The sequence below is a fragment of the Thiorhodococcus drewsii AZ1 genome (assembly GCF_000224065.1).
Classification (GTDB): domain Bacteria; phylum Pseudomonadota; class Gammaproteobacteria; order Chromatiales; family Chromatiaceae; genus Imhoffiella; species Imhoffiella drewsii.
On record NZ_AFWT01000010.1, the window covers coordinates 75,772 to 92,768 of the forward strand.

Annotated in this window: 13 protein-coding genes; all 13 read left to right on the top strand. The window is 61.2% G+C overall.

The genetic code is table 11. The features are described from left to right. Positions 1 to 112: 112 nt before the first annotated feature. The 13 genes from rpoB to rplV all read left to right on the top strand — a co-directional run bounded on the left by rpoB (position 113) and on the right by rplV (position 16,983). Positions 113 to 4,288, top strand: a complete 4,176-nt coding sequence (gene rpoB / locus THIDRDRAFT_RS08610; RefSeq protein WP_007040444.1) for a DNA-directed RNA polymerase subunit beta — start codon at positions 113 to 115, stop codon at positions 4,286 to 4,288. Positions 4,289 to 4,512: 224 nt separating this feature from the next. After that, positions 4,513 to 9,045: a DNA-directed RNA polymerase subunit beta' gene (rpoC, locus tag THIDRDRAFT_RS08615; protein ID WP_007040445.1), complete on the top strand. Its 4,533-nt coding sequence runs from the start codon at positions 4,513 to 4,515 to the stop codon at positions 9,043 to 9,045. 273 nt (positions 9,046 to 9,318) lie between these two features. After that, complete coding sequence (gene rpsL, locus THIDRDRAFT_RS08620; protein WP_007040446.1) at positions 9,319 to 9,693, top strand: 30S ribosomal protein S12; 375 nt, start codon at positions 9,319 to 9,321, stop codon at positions 9,691 to 9,693. A gap of 61 nt (positions 9,694 to 9,754) precedes the next feature. Continuing rightward, positions 9,755 to 10,225 carry a 30S ribosomal protein S7 gene (gene rpsG, locus THIDRDRAFT_RS08625; protein WP_007040447.1) on the top strand — a complete coding sequence of 157 codons (471 nt, stop codon included), beginning with the start codon at positions 9,755 to 9,757 and terminating at the stop codon, positions 10,223 to 10,225. A 54-nt stretch (positions 10,226 to 10,279) separates the two neighbouring features. Further along, positions 10,280 to 12,376: an elongation factor G gene (fusA, locus tag THIDRDRAFT_RS08630; protein WP_007040448.1), complete on the top strand. Its 2,097-nt coding sequence runs from the start codon at positions 10,280 to 10,282 to the stop codon at positions 12,374 to 12,376. 21 nt (positions 12,377 to 12,397) lie between these two features. Next, on the top strand, positions 12,398 to 13,588 hold the full coding sequence (gene tuf / locus THIDRDRAFT_RS08635) for an elongation factor Tu (protein WP_007040449.1): 1,191 nt from the start codon (positions 12,398 to 12,400) through the stop codon (positions 13,586 to 13,588). A 4-nt stretch (positions 13,589 to 13,592) separates the two neighbouring features. Continuing rightward, positions 13,593 to 13,904: a 30S ribosomal protein S10 gene (gene rpsJ / locus THIDRDRAFT_RS08640; RefSeq protein ID WP_007040450.1), complete on the top strand. Its 312-nt coding sequence runs from the start codon at positions 13,593 to 13,595 to the stop codon at positions 13,902 to 13,904. A 10-nt stretch (positions 13,905 to 13,914) separates the two neighbouring features. Next, complete coding sequence (rplC, locus tag THIDRDRAFT_RS08645; protein WP_007040451.1) at positions 13,915 to 14,565, top strand: 50S ribosomal protein L3; 651 nt, start codon at positions 13,915 to 13,917, stop codon at positions 14,563 to 14,565. Between the two features lie 6 nt (positions 14,566 to 14,571). Then, a complete protein-coding gene (rplD, locus tag THIDRDRAFT_RS08650; RefSeq protein ID WP_007040452.1) occupies positions 14,572 to 15,183 on the top strand; it encodes a 50S ribosomal protein L4 in 612 nt (203 codons plus the stop codon). Continuing rightward, positions 15,180 to 15,479: a 50S ribosomal protein L23 gene (gene rplW / locus THIDRDRAFT_RS08655; RefSeq protein ID WP_007040453.1), complete on the top strand. Its 300-nt coding sequence runs from the start codon at positions 15,180 to 15,182 to the stop codon at positions 15,477 to 15,479. Before rplD ends, rplW begins: the two co-directional genes overlap by 4 nt. A gap of 32 nt (positions 15,480 to 15,511) precedes the next feature. Then, positions 15,512 to 16,339, top strand: a complete 828-nt coding sequence (gene rplB, locus THIDRDRAFT_RS08660; RefSeq protein WP_007040454.1) for a 50S ribosomal protein L2 — start codon at positions 15,512 to 15,514, stop codon at positions 16,337 to 16,339. A 19-nt stretch (positions 16,340 to 16,358) separates the two neighbouring features. Further along, complete coding sequence (gene rpsS / locus THIDRDRAFT_RS08665) at positions 16,359 to 16,637, top strand: 30S ribosomal protein S19 (RefSeq protein ID WP_007040455.1); 279 nt, start codon at positions 16,359 to 16,361, stop codon at positions 16,635 to 16,637. Positions 16,638 to 16,650: 13 nt separating this feature from the next. Beyond that, positions 16,651 to 16,983: a 50S ribosomal protein L22 gene (rplV, locus tag THIDRDRAFT_RS08670; protein WP_007040456.1), complete on the top strand. Its 333-nt coding sequence runs from the start codon at positions 16,651 to 16,653 to the stop codon at positions 16,981 to 16,983. The last annotated feature ends 14 nt before the right edge of the window (positions 16,984 to 16,997 follow it).

A 16,997-nucleotide genomic window follows, 5' to 3' on the forward strand; every position in this document is an offset into this window, starting at 1 on the left:
AGCGCGGCGCTGATCACGCTATCGGTTTGATGCTCGTACCTTGCCGTCTGCAACCCGCATCAGAGTTCACGCCCCGTCAGGGACCCAAGCAAGCACCTCGAGGGAAGGCATAATGGCCTATTCGTTCACCGAAAAAAAGCGCATCCGCAAAGACTTCGGCAAGCGTCCCAGCATTCTGGACGTGCCGTTTCTCCTGGCGACGCAGATTGGCTCCTATAAGGAGTTCCTGCAAGCCGATAGTGCGGTCAAGGATCGCAGAGAGGTGGGGCTTCATGCCGCGTTCAAGTCGGTCTTCCCGATCGAGAGCTATTCCGGAAATGCCGTCCTCGAATATGTGAAGTATCGGCTCGGCGAGCCGGTCTTCGACGAGCGCGAGTGTCACCTGCGTGGTGCCACCTTCGCCGCTCCGCTGCGTGTGCTGTTGCGTTTGGTGATCTACGACAAGGAGGCCCCGGCGGGCTCCAAGGTCGTGAAGGATATCCGCGAACAAGAGGTCTACATGGGCGAGCTACCGCTCATGACCGAGACCGGTACCTTCATCATCAACGGCACAGAGCGCGTCATCGTTTCGCAGCTCCATCGTTCGCCGGGTGTCTTCTTCGATCACGACAAGGGCAAGACCCACTCGTCCGGGAAGCTGCTTTTCTCTGCGCGCGTGATTCCCTATCGCGGTTCCTGGCTCGACTTCGAATTCGATCCCAAGGACAACGTCTTTGTGCGTATCGATCGTCGTCGCAAATTGCCGGCGACCGTGCTGCTGCGCGCCCTCGGTTACAGCGTGGAAGAGATCCTGGCTCGGTTCTTCGAGACCGATACCTTCCGCATTCAGGGGCGCACCGTCACCCTGGACCTGGTTCCCGAGCGTTTGCGCGGCGAGACCGTTGGTTTCGATGTCAAGATCGGCGACGAGGTTCTGGTCGAGTCCGGTCGTCGCGTGACCGCGCGCCACATCCGCGAACTCCAGAAGGCGGGTGTCGAGCGCCTAGAGGTGCCCGCCGAGTTCCTGCTTGGCCGCATCTTGAGCCAGGCGCAGATCGATACCGAGACGGGTGAGGTGTTCGCCGAGGCGAATGAGCCGATCACCCCCGAGCTGCTGGAGACCCTGTTCCAAAAGGGTGTCGAGACGCTCGAAACCCTGTTCGTCAACGATCTCGATCAGGGGCCCTATATTTCCGAAACCCTGCGCATCGATACAACCACCAACGATCTGGAGGCGCAGGTCGAGATCTATCGCATGATGCGTCCGGGCGAGCCGCCGACCAAGGAGGCCGCTCAGAACCTGTTCCACAACCTCTTCTTCACCCCGGACCGCTACGACCTTTCGGCGGTCGGTCGCATGAAGTTCAACCGACGTCTCGGGCGTGAGTCGGAGGAGGGGCCTGGCGTCGTCTATGACGGGCGTTATTTCGCTGGCCGGACCGACGAGTTCTCCAAGAAGCTCTATGAGGAGTTCGGCGACGGCACCTCCGATATCGTCGATGCGCTCAAGGTGCTGGTCGAGCTGCGTAACGGTCGCGGCACGGTCGACGATATCGATCACCTCGGCAACCGTCGCATTCGTTGCGTCGGCGAGATGGCGGAGAACCAGTTCCGCGTCGGCCTGGTCCGTGTCGAGCGCGCGGTCAAGGAGCGTCTGTCGCTGGCCGAGTCCGAGGGGCTGATGCCGCAGGAACTGATCAACGCCAAGCCGGTCTCGGCGGCGATCAAGGAGTTCTTCGGTTCCAGTCAGCTCTCGCAGTTCATGGACCAGAACAATCCGCTGTCCGAGGTGACCCACAAGCGCCGCGTTTCGGCGCTCGGCCCTGGTGGTCTGGCGCGCGAGCGTGCCGGCTTCGAGGTGCGCGACGTGCACCCGACGCATTATGGTCGCGTCTGTCCGATCGAGACCCCTGAAGGTCCGAACATCGGTCTGATCAATTCGCTGGCCGTCTATGCGCGGACCAACTCCTACGGCTTCCTCGAAACCCCCTACATCAAGGTGGAGAACGGGCTGGTCACCAAGGAGATCGACTATCTCTCGGCGATCGAGGAAGGCAACTACGTGATCGCCCAGGCCAACGCCACGTTGGGCGAGAACGGCGAGCTGACCGACGCCCTGGTCTCCTGCCGTCACGCGAACGAGTTCACCATGCGTCCCCCGGAGGAGGTCCAGTACATGGACGTCTCTCCGCGTCAGATCGTCTCGGTGGCTGCGTCGCTGATTCCCTTCCTTGAGCACGACGATGCCAACCGCGCGCTCATGGGCTCGAACATGCAACGTCAGGCCGTTCCGACGCTGCGCGCCGAGAAGCCCCTGGTCGGTACCGGCATGGAGCGCGTGGTCGCCAAGGACTCGGGTGTCTGCGTGGTTGCGCGTCGCGGTGGTGCGATCGAGTCGGTCGATGCCGCGCGTATCGTCGTGCGCGTCAACGACGAGGAGTCGGTGCCGGGCGTGCCAGGTGTGGATATCTACAACCTGACCAAATACACCCGCTCGAACCAGAACACCTGTATCAATCAGCGCCCGCTGGTCAAGCCAGGCGATCTGATTGCGCGTAGCGACGTGTTGGCCGACGGTCCCTCGACCGATATGGGCGAGTTGGCGCTGGGGCAGAACCTGCGCGTCGCCTTCATGTGCTGGAACGGCTACAACTTCGAGGATTCCATCCTCATCTCTGAGCGTGTGGTGCAGGAAGACCGCTTCACCAGCATCCATATCGAGGAGCTTTCCTGTCTGGCCCGCGACACCAAGCTGGGGCCGGAAGAGATCACTGGCGATATCCCGAATGTCGGCGAGTCGGCGCTGTCCAAGCTCGACGAGTCCGGTATCGTCTATGTCGGTGCCGAGGTGCGCGATGGCGATATCCTGGTCGGCAAGGTGACGCCCAAGGGCGAGACCCAGCTGACTCCCGAAGAGAAGCTGCTGCGCGCCATCTTTGGCGAGAAGGCCTCGGACGTGAAGGACACCTCGCTGCGTCTGCCTACGGGCATGAACGGCACGGTGGTCGACGTCCAGGTCTTCACGCGCGACGGTGTCGAAAAAGACAAGCGCGCGATGCAGATCGAGGAGATGGAGCTCGAGCGGGTGCGCAAGGACTTCGCCGACCAGCAGCGCATCATGGAGAACGATACCTTCCATCGTGTCGAGAAGATGCTGACCGGCAAGGTCGCCGATGGTGGTCCCGGTGGTCTCAAGCCGGGCTCCAAGATCACCAAATCCTATCTGCAGGGCCTGCTCGAAAAGGGTTCGCGCGATCAGTGGTTCGAGATCCGCATGCAGGACGAGGAGATCGCGACCCAGCTCGAAGCGGTTTCGACGCAGGTCAAACAGCAGCGTGAGGAATTCCGCGAGCGCTACGAGGTCAAGAAACGCAAGATCGCCAGTGGCGACGATCTGGCTCCCGGCGTCCTCAAGATGGTCAAGGTCTACGTGGCCGTGAAGCGTCGCATTCAGCCGGGCGACAAGATGGCGGGTCGTCACGGTAATAAGGGTGTCATCTCCAAGGTCGTGCCGATCGAGGACATGCCCTTCTCGGCCGACGGTGAGCCGGTGGACATCGTTCTGAACCCGCTGGGCGTGCCTTCGCGCATGAACGTGGGACAGGTTCTGGAGACCCATCTCGGTTGGGCGGCCAACGGTCTTGGCGACCGCATCAACCGCATGCTTAAGCGGCAGGCGGCGGTCGAGGAGCTGCGTGCCTTCTTGGATCAGGTCTACAACAGCAGCGGCAAGCAAGAAGACATCCAAGGGCTGTCCGACGATGAGATCTTGTCCCTGGCGGGTAATCTGACCAAGGGTGTGCCGCTCGCGACGCCGGTCTTCGACGGTGCGACCGAAGAGGAAATTCTCGCCATGCTCGCGCTGGCTGAACGCGACAACTCGGCGCAGGGTGTCCCGAACGGTCAGACCATCCTGTTCGATGGCCGCTCCGGCGATCAATTCGAGCGCCCGGTCACGGTCGGCTATATGTATATGATCAAGCTGAATCACTTGGTCGACGACAAGATGCATGCCCGTTCGACCGGTCCGTACAGCCTGGTGACTCAGCAGCCGCTCGGCGGTAAGGCGCAGTTCGGTGGCCAGCGTTTCGGAGAGATGGAGGTGTGGGCGCTGGAGGCTTACGGTGCCGCCTATACCTTGCAGGAAATGCTCACGGTCAAGTCCGACGACGTCAATGGTCGTACCAAGATGTACAAGAACATCGTCGATGGCGATCATCGGATGGAAGCTGGCATGCCTGAGTCCTTCAACGTGCTCGTCAAGGAGATTCGCTCGCTCGCAATCAACATCGAGCTTCAACAGGATTGAGGAGAAGGCTCCGAGGTGCGCGTTCCTGCGCACCTCGTGAATGGATAGGTTTCCGCGGGAACGATCGGACCTTGCCGATTGGCGTTTTACGTCTTGGTGGTCCTTGGAGCGTTTCGTGGCTCCTGTTCGTTTGCGTTCTTCTTGGGTGTGGCGTTGCCCGGAGCCACATCAGGCGAATTTAGGGCCAGCGTTTAGCCGGTTATCCCAGGCAGGAGATAAAGGTCTTGAAAGATCTACTGAAAATCATCAAGCAACAGGGCCAGGCGCTCGAGTTCGACGCCATCAAGATCGGGCTTGCCTCCCCCGAGATGATCCGTTCCTGGTCCTATGGCGAGGTCAAGAAGCCCGAGACCATCAATTACCGCACCTTCAAGCCGGAGCGTGACGGTCTCTTCTGCGCCAAGATCTTCGGACCCATCACCGATTACGAGTGCATCTGCGGTAAGTACAAGCGTCTCAAGCATCGCGGCGTCGTTTGCGAGAAGTGCGGCGTCGAGGTGACCCTGGCCAAGGTGCGCCGCGAGCGCATGGGCCACATCGACCTGGCTAGCCCGGTCGCGCACATCTGGTTCCTCAAGTCGCTGCCGTCCCGTATCGGACTGTTGCTCGATATGACGTTGCGCGACATCGAGCGCATCCTCTATTTCGAGTCCTTCGTGGTCATTGATCCGGGTCTGGTTCAGGAGCTGGAGCGTGGCCAGCTGCTCAACGATGAGCAGTATCTGGACGCGCTTGAGGCCAACGGTGACGAATTCGACGCCCGCATGGGCGCCGAGGCCGTCTTCGAGCTGCTGCGCACCATCGACATGGCCGCCGAGATCCGACGCATGCGCGAGGAGATCGAGGGCACCAACTCCGAGACCAAGATCAAGAAGCTCTCCAAGCGGCTCAAGCTGATGGAGTCGCTGCTCGCCTCGGGCAACCGTCCCGAGTGGATGATCCTGACCGTGCTGCCGGTGCTGCCGCCCGAGCTGCGTCCGCTGGTTCCGCTGGACGGCGGCCGTTTCGCGACCTCGGATCTCAACGATCTCTATCGTCGCGTCATCAACCGCAACAACCGACTCAAGCGTCTGCTGGATCTGGTCGCGCCCGACATCATCGTGCGCAACGAGAAGCGCATGCTCCAGGAGTCGGTCGACGCCTTGCTGGACAACGGCCGTCGCGGTCGCGCCATCACCGGCACCAATAAGCGTCCGCTGAAATCGCTCGCCGACATGATCAAGGGCAAGCAGGGTCGCTTCCGTCAGAACCTGCTGGGTAAGCGTGTCGACTATTCCGGCCGCTCGGTCATCGTGGTCGGCCCCTACCTCAAGCTGCACCAGTGCGGTCTGCCCAAGCGCATGGCGCTCGAGCTGTTCAAGCCGTTCATCTTCAGCAAGCTGCAGCTGCGTGGTTTGGCGGCGACGATCAAGGCGGCCAAGAAGATGGTCGAGCGCGGCACGCCTGAGGTGTGGGATATCCTCGAAGAGGTCATCCGCGAACATCCGGTCATGCTCAACCGTGCGCCGACCCTGCATCGTCTGGGCATCCAGGCGTTCGAGCCGGTGTTGATCGAAGGCAAGGCCATTCAGCTCCATCCGCTGGTCTGTACCGCCTTCAACGCCGACTTCGACGGCGACCAGATGGCCGTGCACGTGCCGCTCTCGCTGGAGGCCCAGCTGGAGGCGCGCGCGCTCATGATGGCCTCCAACAATATCCTCTCGCCCGCCAACGGCGAACCCATCATCGTGCCCTCGCAGGACGTGGTTCTTGGGCTCTATTACATGACGCGCGAGCGTGTCGGCGCCAAGGGCGAGGGCAGTGCCTTCTCCGGCATCGACGAGGCGCGTCGCGCCTATGAGACCGGTGCGGCCGATCTGCATGCACGCTGTCGTGTGCGGATTCGCGAGATCATCAAGTCGAAAGACGGCACCCTGCGCGATGTGACCAGTGTCAAGACCACGACGCTCGGTCGCGCCCTGGTCTTCGCCATCGTGCCCGACGGTCTGCCGTTCGATCTGATCGATCGTCCGATGGGCAAGAAGCAGATCTCGATGCTGATCAATACCTGCTACCGCCGTCTCGGGCTCAAGGACACGGTCGTCTTCGCCGACCAAGTCATGTATATGGGCTTCCGCATGGCGACCCGTGCGGGTGTCTCCATCGGTCTCGACGACATGGAGGTGCCGCGCGACGAAGTGGATGCCAAGATGGACAAGGGCTCGCTGCTTGCGGCAGCCGAGACCGAGGTCAAGGAGATCCAGCAGCAGTACGCCTCCGGCTTGGTAACCAACGGTGAGCGTTACAACAAGGTCGTGGATATCTGGTCGCGCACCAACGATCAGGTCGCCAAGGCCATGATGAGTAAGCTGGGTACCGAGCAGGCTGCCGGTAATCCTGGGTTCGAGTCGCAGCGATTGGTGGCCGAATACCGTCAGGCGGTGGTGAATGCGCTGGAAGGCGAGAGCCGGATGGCGGCCAAGCGCATCTTCAGCGAGTGGCAGACCAAGCTGAGCGAGGTCTGCGATCAATTGGCGCGCGGCGAGATGGATCTGACGACCTTCCGCGAGACGTTCGACGCACAGGTGGAGGAATATCGTCCGGCCGTGATGGCCTATGTCGAGATCGACAAGGTCAAGGGGCAGGAGCGGCGCGATCGCATCGTCTCCGCCTTCAAGGATGCCAAGAATCGCGTGGCCGACGAGCGCAGACAGGATTCCTTCAACTCCATCTACATGATGGCCAACTCGGGTGCGCGTGGTTCCGCCCAGCAGATTCGTCAGCTCGCCGGTATGCGCGGCCTCATGGCCAAGCCGGACGGCTCCATCATCGAGACCCCCATCACGGCGAACTTCCGTGAAGGTCTGAACGTTATCCAGTACTTCATCTCGACCCACGGTGCACGTAAGGGTCTGGCCGATACGGCGCTCAAGACCGCCAACTCGGGGTATCTGACCCGGCGTTTGGTCGACGTGGCCCAGGACATGGTGGTCCTTGAGGAGGATTGCGGTACCGAGCAGGGTCTGCTGATGGCGCCCATCATCGAGGGTGGTGACGTCGTCGAGCCGTTGCGCGAGCGAATCCTCGGCCGCGTCTGTGCCATCGACGTCTATCGTCCCGGCACGGACGAGCTGGTCTGCGCGGCGGGAACGCTGCTGGACGAGAGCTGGGTCGAGCGCTTCGAGGAGGTGGGTATCGACCAGGTGCGGGTGCGTTCGCCCATCACCTGCGAATCGCGCCTCGGCGTTTGTGCCCAGTGCTACGGTCGCGACCTGGCGCGTGGTCATCGTGTCAATATGGGCGAATCGGTCGGTGTCATCGCGGCCCAGTCCATCGGCGAGCCGGGTACCCAGCTCACCATGCGGACCTTCCACATCGGTGGTGCGGCCTCGCGGGCGGCGGCCGTCAACAGTATCGATATCAAGAACGCCGGTTCGGCGCGTCTGCACAACATCAAGACGGTGCGGCACCACTCGGGCAACCTGGTCGCGGTTTCGCGCTCGGGCGAGCTTACGGTCGTCGACGAACGCGGTATGGAGAAAGAGCGCTACAAGGTGCCCTATGGTGCGACGTTGCGCGTCTCCGATGGCGATACGGTCAAGCCGGGCGACGTGGTTGCCAGCTGGGACCCGCATACCCATCCTGTGGTCACCGAGGTTGCGGGTACCCTGGAGTTCGAGGACTTCATCGAGGGTGTCACCGTTCAGGGGCAGGTCGACGATGTGACGGGTCTAACCTCGCTGGTCGTCATCGATCCCAAGCAGCGTCCCTCGGCCGGTAAGGATCTGCGGCCGATGGTGAAGCTGCTCGGCGACGACGGCGCGGAGCTCAACATTGCGGGTACCGACCTGCCGGCGCGCTACGCGCTGTCTTCGGGCGCTATCGTCAGCGTCGCCAATGGTGCCCAGGTCGGCGTCGGCGACATCCTGGCGCGTATCCCGCAGGAGTCCTCCAAGACCCGCGATATCACGGGTGGTCTGCCTCGCGTCGCCGACCTCTTCGAGGCGCGCAAGCCCAAGGAGCCGGCGCTGTTGGCTGAAGCCAGCGGTACGATCGGTTTCGGTAAGGACACCAAGGGCAAGCAGCGTCTGGTTATCACTAAGGACGACGGCGAGACGGTCGAGGAGTTGATTCCGAAGTGGCGTCACGTCAACGTCTTCGAGGGCGAGCGCGTGGAGCGCGGCGAGGTGATCGCCGACGGCGAGCTGTCCTCGCATGACATCCTGCGTTTGAAGGGTGTGACGGCCTTGGCCGAGTATCTCGTCAAGGAGATCCAGGACGTCTATCGTCTGCAGGGCGTTAAGATCAACGACAAGCACATCGAGGTCATCGTGCGCCAGATGCTGCGTAAGGTCGAGATCACCGCGACCGGCGACACGCGTCTGCTGCGCGGCGAGCAGGTCGAGTATTCGCTTCTTCTCGACGAGAACAAGCGTGCCATGGCCGAGAACAAGCAGCCAGCGCTCTACGAGCCGCTGCTGCTGGGTATCACCAAGGCATCCTTGGCGACCGAGTCTTTCATCTCGGCGGCCTCCTTCCAGGAGACCACGCGTGTTCTCACCGAGGCGGCGGTGCGAGGGTCGACCGATCGTCTGTTGGGTCTGAAGGAAAACGTCATCGTTGGGCGTCTGATTCCGTCTGGTACGGGTCTGGCGTACCATCAAGAGCGCCGTCGTCAGCGGATTTTGGATGGGCATGGCCCCTCCAAGGTCGAGATGGCGACCGAGGAGCTCGAAGAGGCATTGAAGAAGGCCCTCAATACCTCGGAAGCAGGTTAAGGTGTCGCGAGCCCGAGCCTGTCATTCATCCGTGATAGGATGTTGACAGGTAAGGGGTAGCTCCCTATACTGCTCTGTCTCAGCTAGCCGGCGATCTGCCGGCTAGTCTCATTTTCTTAGTCCGGTTCCTTGGTCTGGGCTCATCGCCCGGTCCCCGAGTCGATCGATTGCATTCGTGCGTCAAGCTGGTGGTGTTTGGCCGGCTGGGTTTCGTGCAGGTATTCGTTTGACTCTCGTGATTATGGCGCGAGGGCGCCGCTGGAGACTGATTGCATGGCAACGATCAACCAACTCGTCCGGAAGCCTCGCCGGCGCAACGTGGCCAAGTCCAACGTGCCCGCGTTGGAGGCATGCCCGCAGCGCCGCGGCGTTTGTACGCGTGTCTATACCACGACCCCGAAGAAGCCGAACTCGGCTCTGCGTAAGGTCGCCCGCGTACGCCTGACCAACGGCTTCGAGGTCGCTTCCTATATTGGTGGTGAAGGACATAATCTTCAGGAGCACTCGGTGGTCCTGATTCGCGGTGGCCGCGTCAAGGACTTGCCTGGCGTGCGCTATCACACCGTGCGCGGCACGCTGGACACGTCCGGTGTCGAGAAGCGGCGTCAGGGTCGCTCCAAGTACGGCGCCAAGCGCCCGAAGAAGTGATCGTCGCTGTAGCGACCCCTAGCAGCTAACTAGTTAACGACCAAGGTCGGAGTCTTAAGTCATGCCGAGAAGACGTGTTGCCGCCCGTCGCCAGATCCTCCCGGATCCGAAGCACGGAAGCGAATTGTTGACCAAGTTCATCAATATGATGATGGAAGACGGTAAAAAATCCGTCGCCGAGCGCATTATCTACAGCGCCCTGGATCAGGTTGCCGAGAAGAAGGGCGCCAAGCCCGTCGAGCTGCTCGAGCTGGCGATGGATAACGTGCGTCCGGCGGTCGAGGTCAAGTCCCGACGTGTTGGTGGTGCGACCTATCAGGTGCCGGTCGAGGTGCGTCCGACGCGCCGCAATTCGCTGGCAATGCGCTGGCTCATTGACGCGGCGCGTAAGCGTTCGGAGAAGTCCATGGCGCAGCGTCTCGCTGGCGAGCTGATGGATGCGGCCGACTCGCGCGGTTCGGCAGTGAAAAAGAAGGAAGATACGCACCGCATGGCAGAGGCTAACAAGGCCTTCTCGCATTACCGCTGGTAGCGTTTTTTCTAGCGGTCTTTACGATCTTTAAGATTCATCAGGGCGGATTCAGTCGTGGCACGTAGCACACCCATCGAGCGGTATCGCAATCTTGGCATCATGGCTCACATCGATGCTGGGAAGACCACCACTACAGAGCGCATCCTTTTCTATACGGGTGTCTCTCACAAGATTGGCGAAGTGCACGATGGCGCTGCCACCATGGACTGGATGGAGCAGGAGCAGGAGCGTGGTATTACCATCACCTCTGCGGCGACGACCTGCTTCTGGAAGGGCATGGGCCACGACCGTCCCGAGCACCGTATCAATATCATCGACACCCCCGGACACGTCGACTTCACCATTGAGGTTGAGCGTTCGCTGCGTGTGTTGGACGGCGCCTGCGCGGTCTTCTGCGCGGTCGGCGGTGTTGAGCCTCAGTCAGAGACCGTCTGGCGTCAGGCCGACAAGTACGGCGTCCCGCGTCTTGCGTTCGTCAACAAGATGGACCGCATGGGTGCGAACTTCTTCCGTGTCGTTGGGCAGGTGAAGGACCGTTTGGGCGGCAATCCCGTTCCGATTCAGGTTCCGATCGGTGCCGAGGAAGACTTCAAGGGCGTCGTCGACCTGGTGAAGATGAAGGCCGTCTATTGGGACGATGCCTCGCGCGGCATGGAGTTCGAGCTGCGCGATATCCCCGAGGATCTCGTCGCAACCTGCGCAGAGTGGCGCGAGAAGATGGTCGAGGCAGCCGCCGAGGCCAGCGAAGAGCTGATGGAAAAGTATCTCGAGGGCGTCGAGCTGACCCTGGAGGAAATCCAGTTTGGTCTGCGCGCTCGTACGCTCAAGAGCGAGATCGTGCCCATGCTCTGCGGTACGGCCTTCAAGAACAAGGGTGTTCAGGCCATGCTGGACGCCGTGATCGATTACATGCCGTCGCCGATCGACGTGCCCGCGATCAAGGGCATTCTCGACGACAAGGACGAGTCCGAGGGTGAGCGTCACGCCTCCGATGAGGAGCCGTTCGCCTCGCTCGCGTTCAAGATCGCGACCGACCCCTTCGTCGGCACCCTGACCTTCTTCCGTGTGTACTCGGGTGTGATCCGTTCCGGTGACACCGTTTACAACCCGGTCAAGCGTAAGAAGGAGCGCGTCGGTCGTATCCTGCAGATGCACGCCAACGATCGTCAGGAGCTCAAGGAAGTCCACGCGGGCGATATCGCCGCCGCCGTCGGCCTCAAGGACGTCACCACCGGTGACACCCTGTGCGATCTCAACAACATCATCACCCTGGAGCGCATGGAGTTCCCGGAGCCGGTTATCTCGGTTGCGGTGGAGCCCAAGACCAAAAGCGACCAGGAGAAGATGGGTATCGCCCTGCAGAAGCTGGCGCAGGAAGACCCCTCCTTCCGTGTGCATACCGACGAGGAATCGGGGCAGACCATCATCTCCGGTATGGGTGAGCTGCACCTGGAGATCATCGTCGACCGCATGCGTCGCGAGTTCAAGGTCGAGGCCAATGTGGGTGCGCCTCAGGTCAGCTACCGTGAGACCATTCGTGCGACCGTCGAGCAGGACACCAAGTTCGCTCGCCAGTCCGGTGGCCGCGGTCAGTACGGTCACGTTCTCATCCGTGTCGAGCCGCAGGAGGCGGGCGGCGGTTACGAATTCGTCAACGCGATCGTTGGCGGTGCCGTGCCGAAGGAATATATCCCCGCTGTTGATAAAGGTATTCAGGAGGCCATGAAGAACGGCATTCTCGCCGGGTTCCCCATGGTCGACGTTAAGGTCACGCTCTACGACGGTTCCTATCACGAGGTCGATTCGAGCGAAATGGCCTTCAAGATCGCAGGCTCCATGGCGATCAAGGAGGCGGCAGCTAAGGCCAAGCCAGTACTGCTTGAGCCCATCATGAAGGTCGAGGTCGTGACGCCAGAGGAAAACATGGGTGATGTCATGGGCGACTTGAACAGTCGTCGCGGCATGATTCAGGGAATGGATGACGCGCCTTCCGGCAAGATCATTCGTGCCGAGGTTCCTCTGTCCCAGATGTTCGGATATGCGACCGACCTGCGGTCGGCGACCCAGGGTCGCGCGACCTACAGCATGGAGTTCAGTAAGTACAACGAGGTGCCCGCCAGCATTGCCGAAGCGGTCTCCAAGAAACAGTAATTCAGTTATAGGTAGAGCGGGATGTCCAAAGAAAAATTTCAACGTAGCAAGCCCCACGTCAACGTCGGCACCATTGGCCACGTCGACCACGGGAAGACCACGCTGACGGCAGCGATCACTACGCACCAGGCGCGTAAGTTCGGTGGCGAAGCGCGGGGCTACGATCAGATCGACAATGCTCCGGAAGAGCGCGAGCGCGGCATTACTATCGCGACCGCTCACGTCGAGTACGAGACCGAGAACCGTCACTATGCGCACGTCGACTGCCCCGGGCACGCCGACTACGTGAAGAACATGATCACGGGTGCGGCGCAGATGGACGGCGCGATCCTGGTGTGCTCGGCGGCCGACGGCCCCATGCCTCAGACCCGCGAGCATATCCTGCTCTCGCGTCAGGTTGGTGTGCCTTACATCGTCGTGTACCTGAACAAGGCCGACATGGTCGACGATGCCGAGCTTCTGGAGCTGGTCGAGATGGAAGTGCGTGAGCTGCTCTCCAGCTACGACTTCCCCGGTGACGACACCCCGATTGTCACCGGTTCCGCCAAGCTGGCGCTCGAGGGCGATACCTCCGACATCGGTGGTCCCTCGATCGACAAGCTGATGGAAGCGCTCGACAGCTACATCCCCGAGCCCGAGCGTGCCGTCGACGGCGCCTTCCTGATGCCGATCGAAGACGTGTTCTCGATCTCCGGTCGTGGCACCGTGGTGACCGGGCGTGTCGAGCGCGGGATCATCAAGGTTGGCGAGGAAGTGTCCATCGTTGGCATCAAGGACACCGTCAAGACCATCTGTACTGGTGTCGAGATGTTCCGCAAGCTGCTCGACCAAGGTCAGGCTGGCGACAACATCGGTGCGCTGCTGCGTGGCACCAAGCGTGAGGATGTCGAGCGTGGTCAGGTGTTGGCCAAGCCCGGTTCCATCACGCCGCACACCCACTTCGAGGCCGAGGTGTACGTGCTGAGCAAGGAAGAGGGCGGACGTCACACCCCCTTCTTCAACGGCTATCGTCCGCAGTTCTACTTCCGGACGACTGACGTCACCGGCGCTTGCGATCTGCCCGAAGGGGTCGAGATGGTCATGCCTGGCGATAACGTCAAGATGACGGTCAAGCTGATCGCGCCGATCGCGATGGAAGAAGGTTTGCGCTTTGCGGTACGTGAAGGTGGCCGTACCGTCGGTGCCGGCGTCGTCTCCAAGATCATCGAGTAAGGACATGACGAACCAGAGAATTCGTATTCGATTGAAGGCTTTCGATCATCGTCTGATCGATCAGTCCGCCCGCGAGATCGTGGATACCGCCAAGCGCACTGGCGCTCAGGTGCGTGGTCCGGTCCCGCTGCCCTCGAAGAAGGAGCGTTTCACCGTTCTGGTGTCGCCGCACGTCAACAAGGACGCGCGCGACCAGTACGAGCTGCGGACCCACAAGCGCCTGATGGATATCGTCGACCCGACCGACAAGACGGTCGACGCGCTGATGAAACTGGATCTGGCCGCCGGTGTCGACGTCCAGATCAAGCTGAGCTGAGGACGATACGATGACGATTGGAGTTATCGGCCGCAAAGCCGGCATGACGCGCCTCTTCACCGAGACCGGCGAGAGCGTTCCGGTCACCGTGATTGAGGTGACGCCGAATCACATCAGCCAGGTGAAGTCCGCCGAGACCGATGGCTATTGCGCCATTCAGGTTGCATTCGGTGCGCGTCGCGCCTCTCGGGTGACCAAGCCGATGGCTGGTCACTACGCTAAGGCCGGCGTCGAGGCCGGCGAGGTGTTGAAAGAATTTCGTCTCGAAGGCGAGGAAGGTGCGGACCTACAGGTCGGACAGGAGATTTCGGTCTCCATCTTCGAACCTGGCCAGAAGGTCGACGTGCGTGGCGTGACCAAGGGTCGCGGTTTCGCCGGCGTCATTCGCCGTCACCACTTTGCCGGACAGGATCGGACCCATGGTAACTCGCTGTCGCACCGCGCGCCGGGTTCCATCGGTCAGAACCAGACCCCTGGTCGTGTCTGGAAGGGTAAGAAGATGGCTGGTCACCTGGGTGCGGCCAATCGTTGTCAGCAGAACCTAGAGGTAGTGCGGGTCGATACCGACCGTAACCTGCTGCTGGTCCGTGGCGGTGTGCCGGGACCGACCGGCGGGCGATTGATCGTGCTGCCGTCCGTGAAGCAAAAGAACAAGGGCTAAGCACTCATGGAACTCGCCATTCGAAACCACACTGGCTCGGCCAGTGTGCAGGTTTCAGACGCCGTGTTCGGCGTCGAATATAAACCAGGTTTGGTTCATCAGGTCGTGGTCGCCTATCTCGCGGGTGCGCGCGCTGGAACCAAGGCTCAGAAGAATCGTTCTGCCGTCTCGGGTGGCGGTGCCAAGCCGTGGCGTCAAAAGGGAACGGGGCGTGCTCGTGCCGGTACGTCGCGCAGCCCGATCTGGCGCTCCGGTGGTGTCACCTTCGCAGCCCAGCCGCGCGATTACTCTCAGAAGGTGAACCGCAAGATGTATCGTGGCGCCGTGCGCTCGATCATCTCCGAGCTGGTCCGTGCCGAACGTCTGATCGTTGCGCCGGAGTTGTCGCTCGAAGCACCCAAGACCAAGGAATTGCTCGCGCTGTTGAAGACCTACGACGTTCGGGATGTGCTCATTCTGACCGACGGCTTCGATGACAAGCTCTTCCTGGCTGCGCGCAATCTTCCGAATGTCGATGTCATGTCGGCTCAGGAAGTGGATCCGGTGAGCATGGTGACCTTTGATTCCGTGCTCGCAACCGAAGCGGCCATCAAGCAGCTTGAGGAGCGACTGGCATGAGCAGCAATGAGCGTCTGATGAAGGTGCTGGTTGCGCCAATCATCTCCGAGAAGTCCTCGCGTCTGGCGGAAACCGCTGGACAGGTGGCCTTCCGCGTCACGACCGATGCGACCAAGCAGGAAGTGGCGAGTGCCGTTGAGCTGCTCTTCGAGGTTCAGGTCGATACCGTCCAGATCCTCAACGTGAAGGGCAAGCAAAAGCGCCACGGGCAACGCCTGGGCAAGCGGCAGGACTGGCGCAAGGCGTATGTGCGCTTGAAAGCCGGTCAAGATATCGACTTCGGCGGCGGCGCGTAAGCGCGGCGGCGGACAGCAACGGATAGACCAAGATGCCAATCGTAAAGACTAAACCGACGTCTGCCGGGCGCCGCTTTGTCGTCAAGGTGACGACTCCGGACCTGCACAAGGGTGCGCCTTATGCGCCCTTGATCGAGAAGAAAAGCAAGCACGGCGGCCGTAATAATCAGGGACGCATTTCTGTGCGTCATCAGGGCGGTGGCCACAAGCAGCGTTACCGCGTTATCGATTTCAAGCGCAACAAAGAGGGCGTTCCGGCGACCGTCGAGCGCCTGGAATACGATCCGAATCGCTCTGCGCACATCGCCCTGCTCAAGTATGCCGATGGTGACCGCGCCTATATTATCGCCCCGAAGGGGTTGAAGGCGGGTGACACGGTGCAGGCTGGTGAGGCTGCGTCGATCTCTGTCGGCAACTGCATGCCGCTGCGCAATATTCCGGTCGGTACTCAGGTGCATTGCATCGAGATGCGTCCCGGAAAGGGTGCCCAGATGGTGCGTTCCGCTGGTGCCTCGGCTCAGCTTGTCGCACGCGACACTGGGACCGCGACTCTGCGTCTGCGCTCGGGCGAGATGCGCAAGGTGCACGCCGACTGCCGCGCCGTTATCGGCGAGGTCGGCAACGCCGAGCATAGCCTGCGCAAGCTGGGCAAGGCCGGTGCGACCCGTTGGCGTGGTGTGCGTCCGACCGTCCGCGGTGTCGTCATGAACCCGGTCGATCACCCGCATGGTGGTGGCGAAGGCCGCACCTCCGGTGGTCGTCATCCGGTCACTCCTTGGGGCGTACCGACCAAGGGTCATAAGACGCGCAAGAACAAGCGGACCGACAGCATGATCGTGCGTCGTCGCGGTCGCAAGTAAATAAGGCGAGGTTGAGCAAGTGCCACGTTCGATTCGAAAAGGACCCTTTGTGGACCACCACCTGGTCAAAAAGGTGGAAGAGGCGGTCGCCCAAAACAGTAAGCGACCGATCAAGACCTGGTCGCGTCGGTCCATGATCCTGCCGGAGATGGTTGGTCTGACCATTGCAGTCCACAACGGGCGTCAGCACGTGCCAGTGCTCGTCAATGAAAACATGATCGGCCATAAGCTCGGCGAATTCGCGATGACCCGCACCTATCGCGGTCACGCTGCCGATAAAAAGGCCAAGAAGCGCTAGTCGGAGATCGGGGATGCAAGCCGAAGCAACACTCAAATACGCCCGCATCTCGGCCCAAAAGGCACGACTGGTGGCGGATCTGATTCGTGGCCGTCATGTCGAAGAGGCCTTGAATACACTCACGTTCAGCACCAAGAAGGGCGCCGAGATCATCAAGCAGGTCCTGGAATCCGCTATTGCCAATGCCGAGCACAACGCGGGTGCGGATATCGACGAGCTCAAGGTCGCGGCCATTCAGGTCAATGAAGGCCCGACCATGAAGCGAATCCATGCGCGGGCCAAGGGTCGCGCCAATCGCATCATGAAGCGCACCAGTCACATTACGTTGACTGTGGCAGAAGGCTAAGGTAGCCCAGGAGA